General features: G+C 66.2%; 14 protein-coding genes, 1 tRNA gene and 1 riboswitch. Of the genes, 9 read left to right on the forward strand and 6 right to left on the reverse strand.

Features of this window, described 5'->3' with window-relative positions:
• Positions 1-4 precede the first annotated feature (4 nt).
• Complete coding sequence (locus BMX43_RS05795) at positions 5-823, reverse strand: sulfite exporter TauE/SafE family protein (protein ID WP_091298366.1); 819 nt, start codon at positions 821-823, stop codon at positions 5-7.
• Between the two features lie 166 nt (positions 824-989).
• Here BMX43_RS05795 and BMX43_RS05800 point away from each other — a divergent pair, with 166 nt between their 5' ends.
• On the forward strand, positions 990-2,186 hold the full coding sequence (locus BMX43_RS05800) for a multidrug effflux MFS transporter (RefSeq protein ID WP_091298371.1): 1,197 nt from the start codon (positions 990-992) through the stop codon (positions 2,184-2,186).
• On the opposite strand, the gene dusA is transcribed toward BMX43_RS05800, so the two are convergent.
• From dusA to fabI, 4 genes are all read right to left on the reverse strand, one after another.
• Positions 2,171-3,112 carry a tRNA dihydrouridine(20/20a) synthase DusA gene (gene dusA / locus BMX43_RS05805; protein WP_245749397.1) on the reverse strand — a complete coding sequence of 314 codons (942 nt, stop codon included), beginning with the start codon at positions 3,110-3,112 and terminating at the stop codon, positions 2,171-2,173. The genes BMX43_RS05800 and dusA overlap by 16 nt on opposite strands.
• 173 nt (positions 3,113-3,285) lie before the next feature.
• Positions 3,286-4,470, reverse strand: coding sequence for an acetate/propionate family kinase (locus tag BMX43_RS05810; RefSeq protein WP_091299076.1), 1,185 nt, complete (start codon positions 4,468-4,470; stop codon positions 3,286-3,288).
• A complete protein-coding gene (locus BMX43_RS05815) occupies positions 4,467-5,861 on the reverse strand; it encodes a bifunctional enoyl-CoA hydratase/phosphate acetyltransferase (RefSeq protein ID WP_091298379.1) in 1,395 nt (464 codons plus the stop codon). The genes BMX43_RS05810 and BMX43_RS05815 overlap by 4 nt, the downstream gene beginning before the upstream one ends.
• Positions 5,862-5,894: 33 nt before the next feature.
• Positions 5,895-6,653: an enoyl-ACP reductase FabI gene (gene fabI, locus BMX43_RS05820; protein WP_091298382.1), complete on the reverse strand. Its 759-nt coding sequence runs from the start codon at positions 6,651-6,653 to the stop codon at positions 5,895-5,897.
• A gap of 248 nt (positions 6,654-6,901) precedes the next feature.
• Here fabI and BMX43_RS05825 point away from each other — a divergent pair, with 248 nt between their 5' ends.
• The 7 genes from BMX43_RS05825 (at position 6,902) to uca (ending at position 15,339) form a co-directional block, all read left to right on the forward strand.
• On the forward strand, positions 6,902-7,360 hold the full coding sequence (locus BMX43_RS05825; protein WP_091298386.1) for an RrF2 family transcriptional regulator: 459 nt from the start codon (positions 6,902-6,904) through the stop codon (positions 7,358-7,360).
• A 128-nt stretch (positions 7,361-7,488) separates the two neighbouring features.
• Positions 7,489-7,598: riboswitch (guanidine-I (ykkC/yxkD leader) on the forward strand.
• Positions 7,599-7,692: 94 nt separating this feature from the next.
• Positions 7,693-8,739, forward strand: coding sequence for a putative urea ABC transporter substrate-binding protein (locus BMX43_RS05830; RefSeq protein WP_245749385.1), 1,047 nt, complete (start codon positions 7,693-7,695; stop codon positions 8,737-8,739).
• A 13-nt stretch (positions 8,740-8,752) separates the two neighbouring features.
• Positions 8,753-9,571: an ABC transporter permease gene (locus BMX43_RS05835; RefSeq protein ID WP_091298392.1), complete on the forward strand. Its 819-nt coding sequence runs from the start codon at positions 8,753-8,755 to the stop codon at positions 9,569-9,571.
• Entirely contained in the window at positions 9,568-10,401 is an 834-nt protein-coding gene (locus BMX43_RS05840; protein ID WP_091298396.1) for an ABC transporter ATP-binding protein, read from the forward strand. The genes BMX43_RS05835 and BMX43_RS05840 overlap by 4 nt, the downstream gene beginning before the upstream one ends.
• A 10-nt stretch (positions 10,402-10,411) precedes the next feature.
• Positions 10,412-11,215 (forward strand): urea amidolyase associated protein UAAP1, encoded by an 804-nt coding sequence (locus BMX43_RS05845; protein ID WP_091298400.1) that lies wholly within the window; start codon positions 10,412-10,414, stop codon positions 11,213-11,215.
• A 7-nt stretch (positions 11,216-11,222) separates the two neighbouring features.
• A complete protein-coding gene (locus tag BMX43_RS05850) occupies positions 11,223-11,819 on the forward strand; it encodes an urea amidolyase associated protein UAAP2 (RefSeq protein WP_091298405.1) in 597 nt (198 codons plus the stop codon).
• 4 nt (positions 11,820-11,823) lie between these two features.
• Positions 11,824-15,339: an urea carboxylase gene (gene uca, locus BMX43_RS05855; RefSeq protein ID WP_091298408.1), complete on the forward strand. Its 3,516-nt coding sequence runs from the start codon at positions 11,824-11,826 to the stop codon at positions 15,337-15,339.
• 70 nt (positions 15,340-15,409) lie between these two features.
• Here uca and BMX43_RS05860 read toward each other — a convergent pair.
• Positions 15,410-15,485, reverse strand: a tRNA-Val gene (locus BMX43_RS05860).
• A 272-nt stretch (positions 15,486-15,757) separates the two neighbouring features.
• On the opposite strand from BMX43_RS05860, the gene BMX43_RS05865 reads away from it, so the two are divergent.
• Positions 15,758-17,290, forward strand: a complete 1,533-nt coding sequence (locus BMX43_RS05865; RefSeq protein WP_139201530.1) for a tyrosine-type recombinase/integrase — start codon at positions 15,758-15,760, stop codon at positions 17,288-17,290.
• The last annotated feature ends 39 nt before the right edge of the window (positions 17,291-17,329 follow it).

Genomic DNA, 17,329 nt, shown 5'->3' on the forward strand with positions numbered 1-17,329 from the left:
CAGGTCAGAACCCCGCGACCTTGCGCAGCATGTTCAGCGCGACGAGGATCAGGAACACCGCAAAGGCGCGTTTCAGCGGTTTGGGGTTCATCGCATGGGCCAGCCGCACGCCGAGCGGTGTGGTCAGCAGCGTCATGGCCACGATCACCACGAAGGCCGGCAGGTTGACGGCGCCCAGCGTGAAGGGCGGCGCACCGTCGATCCGCATGGTCAGAAAGCCGATGGCGGACGGGATGGCGATGATGAGGCCGAAGCCAGAGGCGGTGCCGACGGCGCGGTGGATCGGCATGTTGTAAAGCGTCATCATCGGCACGCCGAACGTGCCGCCACCGATGCCCATCAGCACCGACAGAAAGCCCACCCCACCGCCAAGCGCCCATTTGCCGGGGCCGGTCGGCATCGCCTCGCCCAGCCGCCATTCGGCCCGGCCAAAAGCCATATAGGCGCCCGCGATCAGGCCCAGCACGCCGAACACCGCCTGCAGCGTGGTGGATTTGAGCTGCGCCGCCAGCAGGAACCCCAGCACCGCGCCCGTGCCGATGAACGGCGCCCAGCCCTTCAGCACATCCCAATCCACCGCGCCCTTGCGGTTGTGGCCGTTCACCGACCGCATCGCCGTGGCCATGATCGTGGCCAGCGAGGTGCCAAGGCAGACCTGCATCAGTTGCGGCCCGTCATAGCCCAGATGCGCGAAGGTGTAGAAGAACGCGGGCACCAGCACGATGCCGCCCCCCACCCCCAGCAGCCCGGCAATGACCCCGGCCACGCCACCGATGACGACCAGCAGCCCGAACAGCGGCAAAACGGTGATGAAATCCGGCATGGGTGCTCCTTGCAGCAATTCGGGGGCCAGCGTTCCGGCAGGTCAGGCTTAGCGCGCCGCTCCGGCAACGGCCAGAGCCGGATTGTCCTTGCCCACGCGAAAGGTTACTCTGCACTGCGGCATTTCGGAAAGTGCCGCCTTCCCCCTGTTGCCTGCGGAGACGGTCATGTCTGCTTCCCTGTTGCGCCCGGCGCTTGTGCTTGGGCTTCTGTCAGCCGTCGGCCCCTTTGCCATCGACATGTATCTGCCCGCCCTACCCGTGATCGGCGCCGATCTGGGCGCCTCGGTTCCGGTGATGCAGGGCACGATCACCGGCTATTTCGCGGCCTTCGGTCTGGCGCAACTGGTCTATGGCCCGTGGTCCGATCAGGTGGGGCGCAAGCTGCCGCTGTATGTGGGTTTGGCGATCTTTCTGCTCGGCTCGATCCTGTGCACGCTGGCGCCGACGGCGGGCTGGCTGATCGCCGGGCGTGTGGTGCAGGGCCTTGGCGGGGCGGCGGTGATGGTGGTGCCGCGCGCGGTGATCCGCGACATGCATACCGGGCACGAGGCGACGCGGATGATGGCGGCAATCATGCTGGTGATCTCGGTCTCGCCGTTTCTGGCGCCGCTGGCCGGGGCCGGGCTGATCCTTCTGGTGGAATGGCGGGCAATCTTTGGCGTGCTGGCCGTGGCGGCGCTGGTCTCTCTGGCGATGACGCGGCTGTTGCTGGCCGAAACCCTGCCGGTGGCGCAACGCCAGCCGGTCTCGCTGCGCGCGATGCGCGACGGTGCAGCCAAGCTGTTGACCCACAAGGGCTTCATGGCGCTGACCTTCCTCGGCGGTTTTGGCATGGCCAGCTTTTTCGTCTTCATCGCGTCGGCCTCGTTTGTCTATGCCGAGGATTTCGGGCTCAGCCCCACCCAGTTCTCGCTGGCCTTCGCGGTGAATGCGCTGGGGTTCTTTGCGGCGTCACAGATGGCGGCAAAGCTGGGACAGCGCTTCGGGGCGCAGCGGGTGATGGTGCGGGCGACGGCAGGGTTTGCGCTGTTCACCATTGCACTGTTCCTGCTGGCACTGGGCGGCGTGTCCGGGCTGGCGCTGACCATGGCCGGGCTGTTCTGCGCCAATGCCTGCCTTGGCCTGATCATCCCCACCGCCATGGTGATGGCGCTGGAGGAACACGGGCCGATCGCCGGTCTGGCCTCGTCGCTGGGCGGCACGATGCAAATGCTGGTGGGCGGCGCGATGACTGCCGCCGCCGCGCCGTTCTTCGATGGCACGGTGCTGCCGATGCTGGGGGCGATTGCGCTGTGCGGTCTGCTGGCGCTGCTGCTGTCGGCGCTGGTCGCCCGCTTGCCGGAGGTTCAAGCCAGCGCCTGAACCTCGGCCAGTGCCGCGTCGATCAGCGGCAGCCCCGCGCCGGGCCGCGACACGCCCTCGGACAGCACCCGCCGCCAGCCGCGCGCACCGGGCCGCCCGGTGAACAGGCCCAGCATATGGCGGGTGATCTGGTGCAGCCGCCCACCGCCCTCCAGATGCGCCGCGATATAGGGGCGCATCGCCTCCACCACGGCAAAGGCATCCGGTGCGAACCCGTCGCCCCACAGCGCATCCGCCCCGATCAGCGTGCTGCCCGGATCGTGATAGGCCGCGCGCCCGATCATCACCCCGTCCAGCCCCTGATCCAGCAGCGCGCGCGCCTGCGCAAGGCTCGCCACCCCGCCATTCAGACAGATGGTCAGGTCCGGGAAGCGCCGCTTCATCGCCAGCACCAGCGGATAATCCAGCGGCGGGATCTCGCGGTTTTCCTTGGGGCTGAGGCCCTGAAGCCAGGCCTTGCGCGCATGGATCACGAAATGCGTGACCCCGGCCGCAGCCACCGTCTCGATGAAGCGCGGCAGCACCTCCTCGGGGATCTGGTCATCCACACCGATCCGGCATTTCACCGTCACCGGCACATCGCTTTCCGCCCGCATCGCCGCCATGCAATCGGCCACCAGCGCGGGCCGCTCCATCAACACCGCGCCGAAACAGCCCGATTGCACCCTGTCCGACGGGCAGCCGCAGTTGAGGTTGATCTCGTCATAACCCCAGCCTTGCGCAATCGCCGTGGCCCGCGCCAGTTCCGCCGGATCGGAGCCGCCGAGTTGCAACGCAATGGGATGTTCTTCGGCGCTGAAATCCAGCAACCGGGGCTTCGGCCCATGCAGGATCGCGGGCGCGGTGACCATTTCGGTATACAGCATCGCGCGCCGGGTCATAAGCCGATGGAAGAAGCGACAATGGCGATCCGTCCAGTCCATCATCGGCGCGACCGACAGGCGATGCGCCATGCCCTGCCCCGTGTCCGGTTGATCGCTCTGCCCTGTCGCCTGCACTGCTGCCGTCTCCGCTCTGCTCGCCGTCTGCGGCTCGGGATGGGGCCGCGCGTGGCGGTGTCTTTAGGGCAAAACCGCCGGGGCGTCCACCGGCGGGCCGGTCAACCCTGTGCCAGCACGCGCCGCACGCCCTGCGCCACCACCAGTTCCTCGTTGGTGGGCAGCACCAGCACCGGCATCCGCGCGCCCGGTGCGCTGATCACCGTGGCATGGGCGCGGTTGGCATCCGCGTCCAGCGCGACCCCCATCCAGCCCAGATAATCGCAGATCAAGGCCCGGCACAGCGCCGAATTTTCCCCGATGCCTGCGGTGAACACCAGCGCATCCAGCCCCTGCAGCGCCGCCGCCAGGCTGCCCAGTTCCCGCGCCGCGCGATAGCAGAACAGCGCGATGGCCTCGCGCGCATGGGGGTCGGTGCTGCGCTCCAGCGTCGCCATGTCGTTGCTCAGGCCCGATACCCCCAGCAACCCCGCCTCGTGATACAGCAGATCCTGCACCGCCTGCGCGCTCATCCCCAGCGTCTGGATCAGATGCAGCACCACACCGGCATCCAGCGCGCCGCAGCGTTGCCCCATCATCAACCCGTCCAGCGCGGTGAAACCCATGGTCGAGGCAACGCTTTTGCGCCCCTGCATCGCACACATGCTGGCGCCATTGCCCAGATGCGCCACGATCACCCGCCCTTCCGCCTGCGCGCCAAGATGGTCAGGCAGGATGCCCGCGATATAGTCGTAGGACAGGCCGTGAAAGCCATAGCGCAAGATCCCCTCGTCGGCGAAATGGCGCGGCAGGGCGAACAATTGCGCCAGATGCGGCTGGCTGCGGTGAAAGGCCGTGTCGAAACAGGCCACCTGCGGCAGATCCGGCGCGCGCGCGGTCAGCGCGGCAATGGCATCGAGGTTGTGCGGCTGGTGCAGCGGCGCCAGCGGCGCCAGCGCCTGCAAGTCTGCCATGGTCTGCGGCGTGATCCGGCAGGGCGCGGCGAAGCGCTGCCCGCCATGCACCACGCGATGCCCCGCCGCAACGATGGCGATCCCCTCGTGGTGGCTGTCCAGCCAATCCACCAGCCGGGCGATCAGCGCGTGATGATCCAGCGCCGCCACATCGCCCATCGGCCCCGGCGCCATCGCCGCGCCATCCCCATCGCGCGCCGCGAACACCGCCCGCGTCCCGATCCCGGTGATCTTGCCGCCCAGCAGCGCCGCATCTTCACCCGCTCTGGCCGGATAGACCGCGAACTTGATGCTGGACGACCCGGCATTCAGCACTAGAACCGCGTCGCTCATGCCGCGCCCCCGGCCTTCCAATGGGTGTAAAGCTGCGCCAGCGCGCAAGAGGCCAGCCGCGATTGCGCCCCGTCGGACCGGCTGGTCAGGATCACCGGCACCCGCGCGCCCAGCACGATGCCCGCCGCATCGGCCCCCGCCAGATGGATCAACTGCTTGGCCACCATATTGCCCGCCTCCAGATCCGGCACGACAAGGATGTCGGCATCCCCCGCCACCTCCGAGGTGATCCCCTTCGCTTCCGCCGCCGCTTTCGACACCGCATTGTCAAAGGCCAGCGGCCCGTCCAGCACGCCGCCGCTGATCTGCCCGCGCTCCCACATCTTGCACAACGCTGCCGCATCAAGGGTCGAGGGGATTTTCGGGTTGATCGTCTCGACCGCCGACAGGATCGCCACCTTGGGCCGGGCAAGGCCCAGCGCACGGGCAAGGTCGATGGCGTTCTGGATGATGTCGCGCTTGGTATCCAGATCGGGAAAGATGTTGATCGCCGCATCGGTGATGAACAGCGGCTTGGCGTAATGCGGCACATCCAGCGCGAAGATATGGCTCATCCGCCGTTCGGTGCGCAGCCCGGTGGCGCGATCCACCATCGGTTCCATCAGCTCGTCGGTATGCAGCTTGCCCTTCATCAGCGCCTGCACACACCCCTCGCGCACCAGCGCCACCGCGCGCTCTGCTGCAGCATGGCTGTGCGGCACGTCGATCAGTTCCACCCCGTCAAGGCTTTGCCCCGTGGCCTGCGCCGCCGCTTCGATCTTCGCCCGCGGTCCGACCAGAACCGGCACGATCAGCCCCGCCGTCGCCGCCTCCAGCGCGCCTTGCAAGGACAGCGCGTCGCAGGGATGCACCACCGCCGTGCGCACCGGCGCCAGCTTGGCCGCCGCCGCGATCAGCGCCCGATGCCGGGCGCCCGCCGTATGCAAATGCAGCTCCGGCACCACGACGCGCGGGCGGCGCACCTTTTCTGTCGGTGCGATGACCTCGGCCTGCCCGGTGATCACCGGCAACCCGTCCTGATTGCTGCACAGGCAATCCAGCGTCACCTTATGGCTGTCCGGGTCCATCGCGCTGACCGTTACCCGCACCGTCACCCGGTCACCCAGCCCCACCGGGCGGCGAAAGCTGAGATTCTGGTTGAGGTAGATCGTCCCCGGTCCCGGCAATTCGGTGCCCAGCACCGCCGAAATCAGCGCGCCGCCCCACATGCCATGGGCAATGACCCGGTGAAACCGGTCCGACAGCGCATATTCCGCATCGACATGCGCCGGGTTCACATCGCCCGACATGGCGGCGAAGATCTCGATGTCTTCCAGCCGCAGCACCCGGCTTTGCTCGGCACTGTCGCCGATCCTGATTTCGTCAAACGTCCGGTTCTCGATGAATTGCACGCTTTCGCCCTTCCAGTTCCGGGTTGCGGCCCGTCAGGCCATGACATGATAACCCGCATCGACATAGGCGATATTGCCCGTGACACTGCGCGAAAGATCCGAGGCAAGGCCCGCCGCCATATTGCCCACATCCTCGATCGTGACCAAGCGCCGTTCGGGGGCGCGTTCGCGTGCCGCGTCGATCAGCGCATCGAAATGCGCAATCCCCGAACCGGCCCGCGTCATCAGCGGCCCCGGCGAGATGGCGTTGACGCGGATGCCCTCGGCCCCCAGTTCGGCGGCCATATAGCGCACCGCCCCTTCCAGCGCCGATTTCACCGGCCCCATGACGTTGTAATTCTCCACCACCTTCTCGGCGCCATAATAGCTGACCGTCAGCAGCGCGCCGCCGTCCGTCATCAAGGGCCGGGCCGCCCGCGCCAGCCGCAGGAAGGAATGCACCGAAACATCCATCGCCTCGGCAAACCCCTCGCGCGAACAGTCCACAATGCCGCCATGCAGATCCTCGGCGCGGCAGAAGGCGATGGAATGCAGCAGGAAGTCCAGCCGCCCCCATTTCTGCGCCACCGCCGCGAACACCGCCGCGATCTCGTCCTCGCTGCGCACATCCAGCGGCAGGAAAGGGTCGGCCCCCAGCGCCTGCGCCACCGGCTCCACAAAACGGCGGGCCTTTTCGCCCTGATAGGTCACCGCGATCTCGGCCCCTTCGCGCACGAAGGCCCGCGCGCAGCCGGTGGCGATCGACAGGTCGTTGGCAATACCCACGACAAGGCCACATTTCCCCTCAAGCATTCCCATGATCCGCTCCTGTCCCGCCTGCCGATGAAATTCTTGCCGGAACGCTGACACCTGTGCGTTTCCGCAATGTGACAGCCCTTGCCCGCCGCGCCGCAGCATCTGCCGCCTGTTTGAGGCCCCGGCGCCGGGGGCACGTTGATCCTGATCAATGCAACCGCAGAAAGATGGGCACGCGCAGGCCAATCGCGCGAATTCCGCATCTGCGAGTTGATTCTGCGCGCGGATGGTCTTAGGGCTGCGCCATGATCACGCAGAAAATGAAATATGCTCTGAAGGGCCTGCTGGCCCTCGCCGACGAGGCCGCGAAACCCGCGCCCGAGCCGCTGACGATCGAAGAGATCGCCAAACGCTCCGGTACGCCCAAGCGGTTTCTGGAACATATCCTGCTGGAACTGCGCAATGCGGGCTATATCAGCTCGATCCGCGGACGCTCGGGCGGCTACAGCCTTGTCACCGCCCCGGCCGAAATCTCCATTTCCGAACTGCTGCGCCTGATCGACGGCCCCATCGCCCCGCTGCCCTGCCTGTCGCGCCGCGCCTATCAGCGCTGCGAAGATTGCACCGACGAGGCCACCTGCCGCATCCGCAAGGTGTTTGCCGAGGTGTTCTGGTCTTACCTGCTGATCATCGAATCGCTGACGCTGGCCGACATGCTGCGCTCCGAAGCCGCCGCCGCGCAGGTGCTGGGCGCCACCGGCTGACCTTACCCCGCCCGCAGAATGCGCAGCGCGGCAAAAACGCGCTGCAAATACAGGCAAACCCTTGCCGCAGCCGCAGCATCCGCGCCGCGCCTTTGACAGCGCCGCCGCCCGGTTCCTAGCCTGAGGGTGAGTATAGCGGCTAGGGTTCCGGCATCATCCGATGTGTCTGGTCCGAGAGCTGCGGCTGGCGGGAGAGACATCCCCACCAGATGCACGGCGGGACAAAAACCCGGGAGACCTCGCAAAGCCAAGGGATTGGCGATGACGTGGTGTTTCCAATCCCTTCTCACAACCGAAAGGGATTGACGATGAAGACCAGCCGCAGAAGCACGATGGCCCTCCTTGCCGCTCTTGGCACTTTGGGCTTTCTGACCCCCGCCTTCGCCGCGCCGAAAACCGATTTCAAGGTCGCGTGGTCGATCTATGTCGGCTGGATGCCGTGGGGCTATGCCTCGGATACCGGCATCGTCAAGAAATGGGCCGACAAATACGGCCTGACCATCGAAGTCACCCAGTTCAACGATTACGTCGAATCGATCAACCAATACACCGCCGGCAGCTATGACGCCGTGACGCTGACCAACATGGACGGGTTGTCGATCCCGGCGGCGGGCGGGGTAGATACCACCGCCGTCATCGTCGGTGATTTCTCGGCGGGCAATGACGCGGTGCTGCTGAAAGGCCCCGGCACGCTGGCCGACATCAAGGGCCGCGACGTGAACCTTGTGGAGTTTTCCGTCTCGCATTACCTGCTGGCCCGCGCGCTGGACAGCGTGGGGATGACCGAACAGGACGTGAAGGTCATCAACACCGCCGATCCCGACATGGTCGGCGCCTTCCAGACGCCCGACGTGACCGCCATGGTCACCTGGAACCCGATGGTTGCCGAAATCGCCGCCCTGCCCGATGCCACCAAGGTGTTCGACAGCGCGCAGATCCCCGGCGAGATCATCGACCTGATGGTCGCCAATACCGAAGTGCTGGCCGACAACCCCGATTTCGGCAAGGCGCTGGCGGGCATCTGGTATGAAACCGCCACCCTGATGACCGCCGACACGCCCGAAGGCGCCGCCGCGCGCGCGGCGATGGGCGCCGCCTCGGGCACCGATCAGGCCGGGTTCGAATCGCAGATGGCCGCCACCAAACTGTTCGACAAGCCGGGTGATGCCGTGGCCTTCACCACCTCGCCCGATCTGCCCAAAACCATGGATCTCGTGCGCGGCTTCCTGTTCGACAAGGGATTGCTCGGCTCTGGCGCGCCCTCTGCCGATGTCATCGGGATCGAGATGCCGGGCGGCGTGGTGCTGGGCGATGCGGCCAATATCAAGCTGCGCTTTTCCGACACCTACATGAAACTCGCCGCCGACGGCGCGCTGTAAGCGGGCGCCGGATATGCGGCTGATCAATCAGCGGCTGTCACCGGGGGCGGGGGCCGTGCTGAAAACCCTGCCCTTCGTGGCGCTGGTGCTGGCCTATCTGCTGGGCTCGGCGCTGCGGCTGGCCGAAAACCCCAATGACAAGCTGCTGCCCGCGCTGACCACGCTGGCCGACGCGATCGACCGCATGGCCTTCACCGCCGATCCGCGCAGCGGCGCCTATCTGTTCTGGACCGATACCCTCGCCAGCCTCGGGCGGCTGGCGGCGGGGCTGGGCCTTGCCACCCTCATCGCGCTTCTGGTCGGCATGGCGGTGGGGATGCTGCCCGTCTTGCGCGCCCTGCTGGCGCCGTTCATCGGTTTTGTGTCGATGGTGCCGCCGCTGGCGCTGCTGCCGGTGCTGTTCATCGTGATGGGCTTAGGCGAGACATCGAAGATCACCCTCATCGTGATCGGCGTGGCGCCGATCATGGTCCGCGATCTGGCGCAGAAGGTGCTGGATCTGCCGCGCGAACAGATCGTGAAGGCCGAAACCCTGTCGGCCTCCACCTGGCTGATCGGGTTGCGCGTGGTGCTGCCGCAGGTGCTGCCCCGGTTGCTGACCGCACTGCGCCTGCAACTTGGCCCGGCCTTCCTGTTCCTGATCGCGGCCGAGGCGATTTCGGCAGACAGCGGCCTTGGCTACCGCATCTTCCTCGTGCGCCGTTACCTGTCCATGGACGTGATCTTTCCCTATGTCGCCTGGATCACCCTTCTGGCCGCCCTCGCCGATTACGGCCTCGACCGGCTGCGCCGCAAGCTGTTCCCCTGGTCGGAACTGGAGGGCGCGCGATGACCGCCCTGTCCATCGAAAACGTCTGGAAGGAATATGGCGACCAGATCGTGCTGGAAAACCTGACGCTGGAGATTGCGCCGCGCAGTTTCGTGGCGCTGGTCGGCCCGTCGGGCTGCGGCAAGACCACGCTGCTGCGGATGCTGCTGGGGCAGGAACAGCCGACCCGTGGGCGCATCCTGCTGGACGGAACCCCCTTGCCGCCCGAACCCGGCCCGGATCGCGGCGTGGTCTATCAGCGCTACTCGGTCTTTCCGCATCTGACGGTGCTGGGCAATGTGATGCTCGGGCCGGAACTTCAGGCCAACCGGCTGACCGGGCGCAGTTTCGGCGCCGCCCGCCGCGCGCTGGCAGATCAGGCCCGCGAAATGATCGCCGCCGTCGGCCTCGCCGGGGCCGAGGCGAAATACCCCGCGCAGCTTTCGGGCGGGATGCAGCAACGCCTGGCCCTGGCGCAGGCGCTGATGATGAAACCCCGCGTGTTGCTGCTGGATGAACCCTTCGGTGCGCTGGACCCCGGCATCCGCACCGAGATCCACCACCTGATGAAACGCCTGTGGAATGAACTGCCGATGACCGTGGTCATGGTCACCCATGACCTGCGCGAGGCGTTCACGCTGGGCACCCGCATCGTGGCGCTGGATCGCACCCGCTCGCGCCCCGAAGAACTGCTGCGCTACGGCGCCACGGTCACGAAAGACATCGCCATCTGGCCGCCGCGCGTCGCGGGCCGGGCCACGCTTTACGACACCGAACACCCACAGGCTCAGGACGACCTGACCGCCTTCGCTTCCCCGGCCGGGACGACCCGCCAGACCCCCAGCCTGATCTGAGGAGCTTGCCATGCATCTTCACCGCACCCCCGACCAGATCGCGGCCGACCGCCGCCGATACGAGGACCACCAGCGGCTCGGCCTCGAATTCTCGCCCCGCGCCCTGCCCGCCCCCAGCCCGCGCCCGATGCCCGCAGCCGAGGACGTGCTGACCACCGAAACCCTGCCAGGCGGCTGGTATACCACCCTGACACTGGCCAAGGGCGAGTGTCTGCGCCTCGCCCCCGGTGCGGCAGGCGCCAGCGTGGCGCTGGCCGCATGGTCGGCCCGCGACACCTCGGAACGGATGAACCTGCCCGACACGGTGAAGGTGCAATGGACCACCGAACTTACCAAGGGCCGGGTGATCTTTTCCGACATGGGCCGCGTGTTGCTGTCGATCACCGAAGACAGCTGCGGCGCCCATGATGCGCTGACCGGCGGCTCCACCCCCGCCACCATCGCGCGCTTCGGCGACCCCGCCCTGCGCAACACCCGCGACAATCTGGTGCTGGCCGCCGCCAAGCTGGGGCTGGACCGGCGCGACCTGCCTGCGGTGCTCAGCCTGTTCGCCCCCGTCCGCGTCGATGCTGCGGGCCGGTTCGAATGGCGCGCCGCGATGTGCGCCCCCGGCGACTGGGTGGAACTGCGCGCCGAAATGGACCTGCTGCTGGCGCTGTCGAACTGCGCCCACCCGCTCAGCCCTGCCGCCGCCGAGGTGCCGCCCGCGCTGACCCTCACCCACCTTGCCGCCCAGCCCGTCGCCGCAGACGACCTCTGCCGCACCGCCACCGCCGAGGCCATCCGTGGCTTTGAAAACAACGCCCGCGCCTGAGGTTCCCATGCAGCAGATCCACGACATCCCCGCCGAAAAGCCCTGGTCCGGTCTGGTGAAGAAAGGCCAGACGATCCGCATCGAGGATACTTATGGCCAGCAGGCCATCGACACGATCTTCTACAACGCCGCCGACTTTGGCGAACGCTATTCCAGCCAGGACACGCTGCACGCCCAGGGCGCGGCCTATATCACCACCGGCACGCCGATCATGTCCTCCGAAGGGCGGCTGATGCTGACCGTCACCGCCGATACCTCGGGCCGGCACGACACCTCGGCGGGCTGCTGTTCCTGCGAAAGCAACACCGTGCGCTTCGGGCACAGCACCCGCTATCTGCACGCCTGCCGCGAGAATTTCATTCTGGAACTGTCGAAACACGGCATGACCAAGCGCGACATCGTGCCCAACATCAACTTCTTCATGAACGTGCCGATCAGCCCCAATGGCGCGATGACCATCGACGACGGTATCTCTGCCCCCGGCGACCATGTGGAACTGCGGGCGGAAATGGATGTGCTCTGCGTCATTTCCAACTGCCCGCAGATCAACAATCCCTGCAACGGGTTCGACCCGACGCCGATCCGCGTCATCATCAAGGATTGACCCCATGTTCAGCAAAGTTCTTGTGGCGAACCGCGGCGAAATCGCGGTGCGGGTGATCCGCACACTCCAACGCATGGGGATCGCCTCGGTCGCCGTCTATTCCGATGCCGACCGGTTCAGCCCCGCCGTGCGGCTGGCGGACGAGGCGGTGCGCCTTGGCCCCGCCCCCGCGACGCAAAGCTATCTCAACATCAACGCGGTGATTGCCGCCTGCAAACAGACCGGCGCGCAGGCGGTGCATCCGGGCTATGGCTTCCTGTCGGAAAACATCGGCTTTGCCGAACGGCTGGCCGCCGAAGGCATCGCCTTCATCGGCCCGCGCCCCGAACATCTGTCGGCCTTCGGCATGAAACACACCGCCCGCGATCTGGCGCTGGCGGCAGGCGTGCCGCTGCTGCCCGGCACCGGGCTGCTGGCAGACGAATCCACCGCCGTGCAGGCCGCCGCCGAGGTGGGCTATCCGGTCATGCTGAAAAGCACCGCAGGCGGTGGTGGCATCGGGATGCAGCTTTGCGCCGACGAGGTCGCCCTGCGTGCCGCCTTCGCCACGGTGCAGCGCATGGCGCAGGCCAGTTTCGGCGACGCGCGGGTGTTTCTGGAACGCTTCGTATCCGCCGCCCGCCATGTCGAGGTGCAGGTGTTCGGCGATGGCGCGGGCCGGGTGATCGCGCTGGGCGAACGCGACTGTTCCTTGCAACGCCGCAACCAGAAGGTCATCGAGGAAACCCCGGCCCCCGGCCTGTCCACCGCCACCCGCGCCCGGCTGCACAAGGCGGCAACCGACCTGTGCGCCTCGGTGAACTATGCCTCGGCGGGCACGGTGGAATTCATCTACGACCCCACCCGCGAAGAGTTCTATTTCCTGGAGGTGAACACCCGCCTGCAAGTGGAACACCCGGTCACCGAAGCCGTGTTCGGGATCGACCTTGTGGAATGGATGATCCGACTGGCGGCAGGCGACTCCCCCCTCCCCGATGCCCCGCTGACCCCCAAGGGCGCCGCCATCGAAGCCCGGCTTTACGCCGAAATGCCCCATGCCGATTTCCGCCCCGCTGCCGGACGGCTGACCGAGGTGCGCTTCCCCGCCACCGCCCGCATCGACGGCTGGATCGAAACCGGCACCGAGGTCACGCCCTTCTACGACCCGATGCTGGCCAAGGTCATCGTCCACGCCGCCGACCGCCCCGCCGCCATCGCCGCCCTGCGCGCGGCACTGGCCGATACCGCCGTCTGTGGCATCGAAACCAATCTGGGCTATCTGCGCGCCATCGCCGGGTCCGATCTGCTGGCCTCGGGCGATGTCGCCACCACGGCGCTGCGCGATTTCGCCTTTGCCCCCGACGGGATCGAGGTTCTGGCCCCCGGTGCGCAATCCAGCCTGCAGGAACTGCCGGGCCGCCTTGGCCTCTGGCATGTCGGGGTGCCGCCCTCCGGCCCGATGGATACGCGCAGCTTCCGCAACGCCAACCGCCTGCTGGGCAACCCGCCCGACACCGCAGCGCTGGAGCTGACGCTGACCGGCCCCACCCTGCGCTTCCTCACCGCCACCCGCATCGCCCTGACCGGCGCACAGATGCGCCTGACGCTGGACGGCGCGCCCGTCACCGGCCCGGTGCTGGACGTGCCCGCCGGCAGCACCCTCACCATCGGCAAGATCGAAGGCGCCGGGCAGCGCGCCTATCTCGCCGTGGCGGGCGGCTTTGCCGCGCCGGAAATCCTCGGCTCCCGCGCCTGTTTCGGCTTGGGCCAATTCGGCGGCCATGCCACCGGCACGCTGAAAACCGGCGATGTGCTGCACCTTGCAGGCACCCCCTGCACCGCCCCCCAGCCGCTGGAGCCCGCCGATCTGACCACCGACTGGCAGGTTTCCGTTGTCTACGGCCCGCATGGCGCCCCCGATTTCTTCCGCGACAGCGACATCGCCACCCTGTTCTCCACCCCCTACGAGGTGCATTACAATTCCGACCGCACCGGGGTCCGCCTGATCGGCCCCACCCCGGAATGGGCGCGCAGCGATGGCGGCGAAGCCGGGCTGCACCCGTCCAACCTGCATGACAACGCCTATGCCATCGGCGCGCTGGATTTCACCGGCGACATGCCGATCATCCTCGGGCCTGACGGGCCGAGCCTTGGCGGCTTTGTCTGCCCCGCCGTGATCGCGGCGGAAGATCAGTGGAAAATGGGCCAGTTCCGCCCCGGCGACCGCATCCGCTTTACCCCCGTTGCCCGCCCCGCCGATCCGGTGGCCGGGCCTGCCTATCTCAACGCAGGCTCGCCGATCCTTGGCGGCACGCCCGATGCGCCGGTGCCGGTGGTCTATCGCCGTCAGGGCGACGACAATCTGTTGGTCGAATACGGCGCCATGACGCTGGACATCGAGCTGCGCCTGCGCGTCCATCTGCTGCAACAGGCGGTGCAGGCCGCCGGTCTGCCGCTGATCGACGTGACGCCCGGCATCCGGTCCTTGCAAATCCACTACGACAGCACCCGCACGAAACGTGACACCCTGCTGGCCGCCCTGACCGAAATCGAAGCGCAGCTTCCCCCGGCCGAGGCGGTCACCGTGCCGTCGCGCATCGTGCATCTGCCGCTGTCGTGGAACGACCCGCAGGCCGAACTGGCGATGCGCAAATATCAGGATCTGGTGCGCCCCGATGCGCCATGGTGCCCGTCAAACATCGAATTCATCCGCCGCATCAATGGCCTGCCCGATGAAGCGGCGGTAAAGCAGATCGTTCATGAGGCCAGCTATCTGGTGCTGGGTCTGGGCGATGTCTATCTCGGCGCGCCGGTCGCCACGCCGGTCGATCCGCGTCACCGGCTGGTCACCACCAAATACAACCCCGCCCGCACCTGGACGCCGGAAAACGCCGTGGGCATCGGCGGCGCCTATATGTGCATCTACGGGATGGAAGGCCCGGGCGGCTATCAGCTTGTCGGGCGCACCATCCAGATGTGGAACACCTGGCGCCGCACGCCTGCCTTCGCGCAAAACCCCTGGCTTCTGGATTTCTTCGACCAGATCCGCTTCTTCCCCGTCAGCCATGACGAATTGACCGAGGCGCGCGCCGCCTTCCCGCATGGCGGCTATCCGGTGCGGATCGAGGAGACCACCTTCCGCTGGGCCGACCACAAGGCCCGCTTCGCTACCGAATCCGCCAGCATCGCCGGGTTCAAGGCCACCCAGCAAACCGCGTTCGAGGCCGAGCGCGCCCGCTGGAAGGCACAGGGCCTTGATACCTTCGTGCCCGCCGACACTGGCCCCACAACGCCGCAGGACATTCCGCCCGGCTGCTCCGGTGTGGAAAGCCCGATCCCCGGCAATCTGTGGAAATTCGTGGTCGAACCCGGCGCACAGGTTGCAGCGGGCCAGACGGTGGCGATCATCGAATCGATGAAGATGGAAATCACCGTCGCCGCCCCCGCCGCCGGGCGCCTGCGCGAATGTCGCGCGGCACCGGGGCGCATGGTGCGCGCGGGCGATGTGATCGCGATTCTGGAAGACATGCCGGGGGCCTGACCGATGGCCCCGGTGGCAGCACCGCTGCCGGGGTCATCCCGCCGGGATGTGAGGTCGAACTATGGGAAAATGGTGGGCCGTGACGGACTCGAACCGCCGACATTCTCGGTGTAAACGAGACGCTCTACCAACTGAGCTAACAGCCCCCGCCTTTCACCTAACGGATTGCGGCGCGCATCGCAAGCCCTGCAAAACGATCCGGTCACCGCCCGACAAGCCGTTGGCATAAAACAAGAAAAGCGCAACCTGAGTTGCGCTTTTCTGTAACATGGTGGGCGATAACGTATTTGAAAGACGGACTTTTAGACAAAACCCTTATTTTATTGGAATTTTAAACTCAACAGTTGCGCTACAGGCCGCTTTCCACCATACAAATTGAGACAAACCACCATACACCTACCATACACGAGGCTCCCCCGTGCCCCCCAAAAGCACAAAAAACACCGACCTGCCGCCCTATGTTACCAAGACTCCTGCCGGGGCGTACAAGTATCAACGGCGGGTGCCGAAGCACCTGCAAGAAGCAATCGGCAAGCGCATGTGGGATTACTCCCTGACCAGCAACCCGGCTAACGCCTACCGTATGGCCGAGGTGTTCCGGGTCACTCATGACAGACAGATTGAGGGGCTAGAAAGCCCAGAGGCGAAAGCCCGCGAACACGAACTGTGGGAGGTCATAGATCATGCTCACAAACTGGACGATATGGCAGAGGTGTGGCGCAAGACGCCGGTAGAGCTAAAAGACGCCCGGTCCTTGTCCGCGTCAGCGGAACGCGACCGCCTGACTTCCTTCGCCGCCATCGCCTTCGGCATGACCATGCAGACGATTGTCGGACCCCAAACCGTGGTCAAATTTGAACCGCGCGACATCATCCACCCGACCGACCCCACAGACTCGATCATGTTCACCGCATACAAGAGCGCCTTAGAAGCGCGCCTTGCTCAGATCGTGCCTGCGGATTCTACAGACCCCATGCGGCTTTCGGTGCTGATTGAAGCCTACTCCAAGGCGCAAGCCGCTCGCCCGACCACTGCAAACGGATACAGACGCAAGATTGACAGGCTCGTACGCCATTCGGGGGATCATGGGCTAGAACACTATGACGAGTCCATTCTGCGCGCCTATCGGGATTACTTGATTGCAGGCGACCCGACAGCCAAACCCAAGCCTTTCTCACCCGTGAAGCCCGCAACCGTTCACCAATACTTCGCTCCGCTCAAGGCGATGTGGAAGTGGGCGGCGGACGAATACCCCGAACACAAGGAACTGACCTTTCCCCGCGTTCGCCTGCCCAAAGATGGCGACACTGTGGAAGATACGCGGTGGCAAGCCTTTGACGATCAGCAGATCAAGACCGTGTGGCGGGCGCTGTCCGCCGCGTGGGGTGACGATGGCGATACACGGCTGACGCCGTCCCGCCGCCGCGCCTTCCTTATGGCGGTTCGAGTCCTTTTATACACGGGCATGAGGCCTTCCGAAGTCTTCCGCCTGACGGCGGGAGACGTGAAAGACGGCGCAATCAACATCCGCTACACGAAGACCAAGCAGGCCCGGCGCATCCCGCTTGCCGCCGCCCTGTCCGACTTCCCCGACTTCCTCGCGGCGGGCGGTTTTGCAGCCGAGCTAGAGGCGGGGCGCAATCAGCTTTACGGCGGCAAGGTCCGGGGGAAGCCGACGACGCCGGAGTCGCTTGCCAAAACGCTGCGCGGTAACTTTGCCGAGGTGATCCATGGCGCGGGGATCATTCACCCCAAACTCGTGCTGTACAGCCTTAAGGACACGCTGATTGACCGCCTACAACGGCAAGGCGCATCCGATGACGTGATGCGCGGAATCATCGGTCACGTTGGCGGGCAAGGTAAGCTGCGGCATTACAAAACGCCTTTCGGGCAGTCGCCGCACGGCATGGCGCAGATGCGGGCTGCGCTGGACGCAATCGAATATTGGTGACGGAGGCCTCCCCTCGAAAATCAATATCGCGTATATAGA

The organism is Gemmobacter aquatilis (genome assembly GCF_900110025.1).
In the GTDB taxonomy this organism is placed as follows: domain Bacteria; phylum Pseudomonadota; class Alphaproteobacteria; order Rhodobacterales; family Rhodobacteraceae; genus Gemmobacter; species Gemmobacter aquatilis.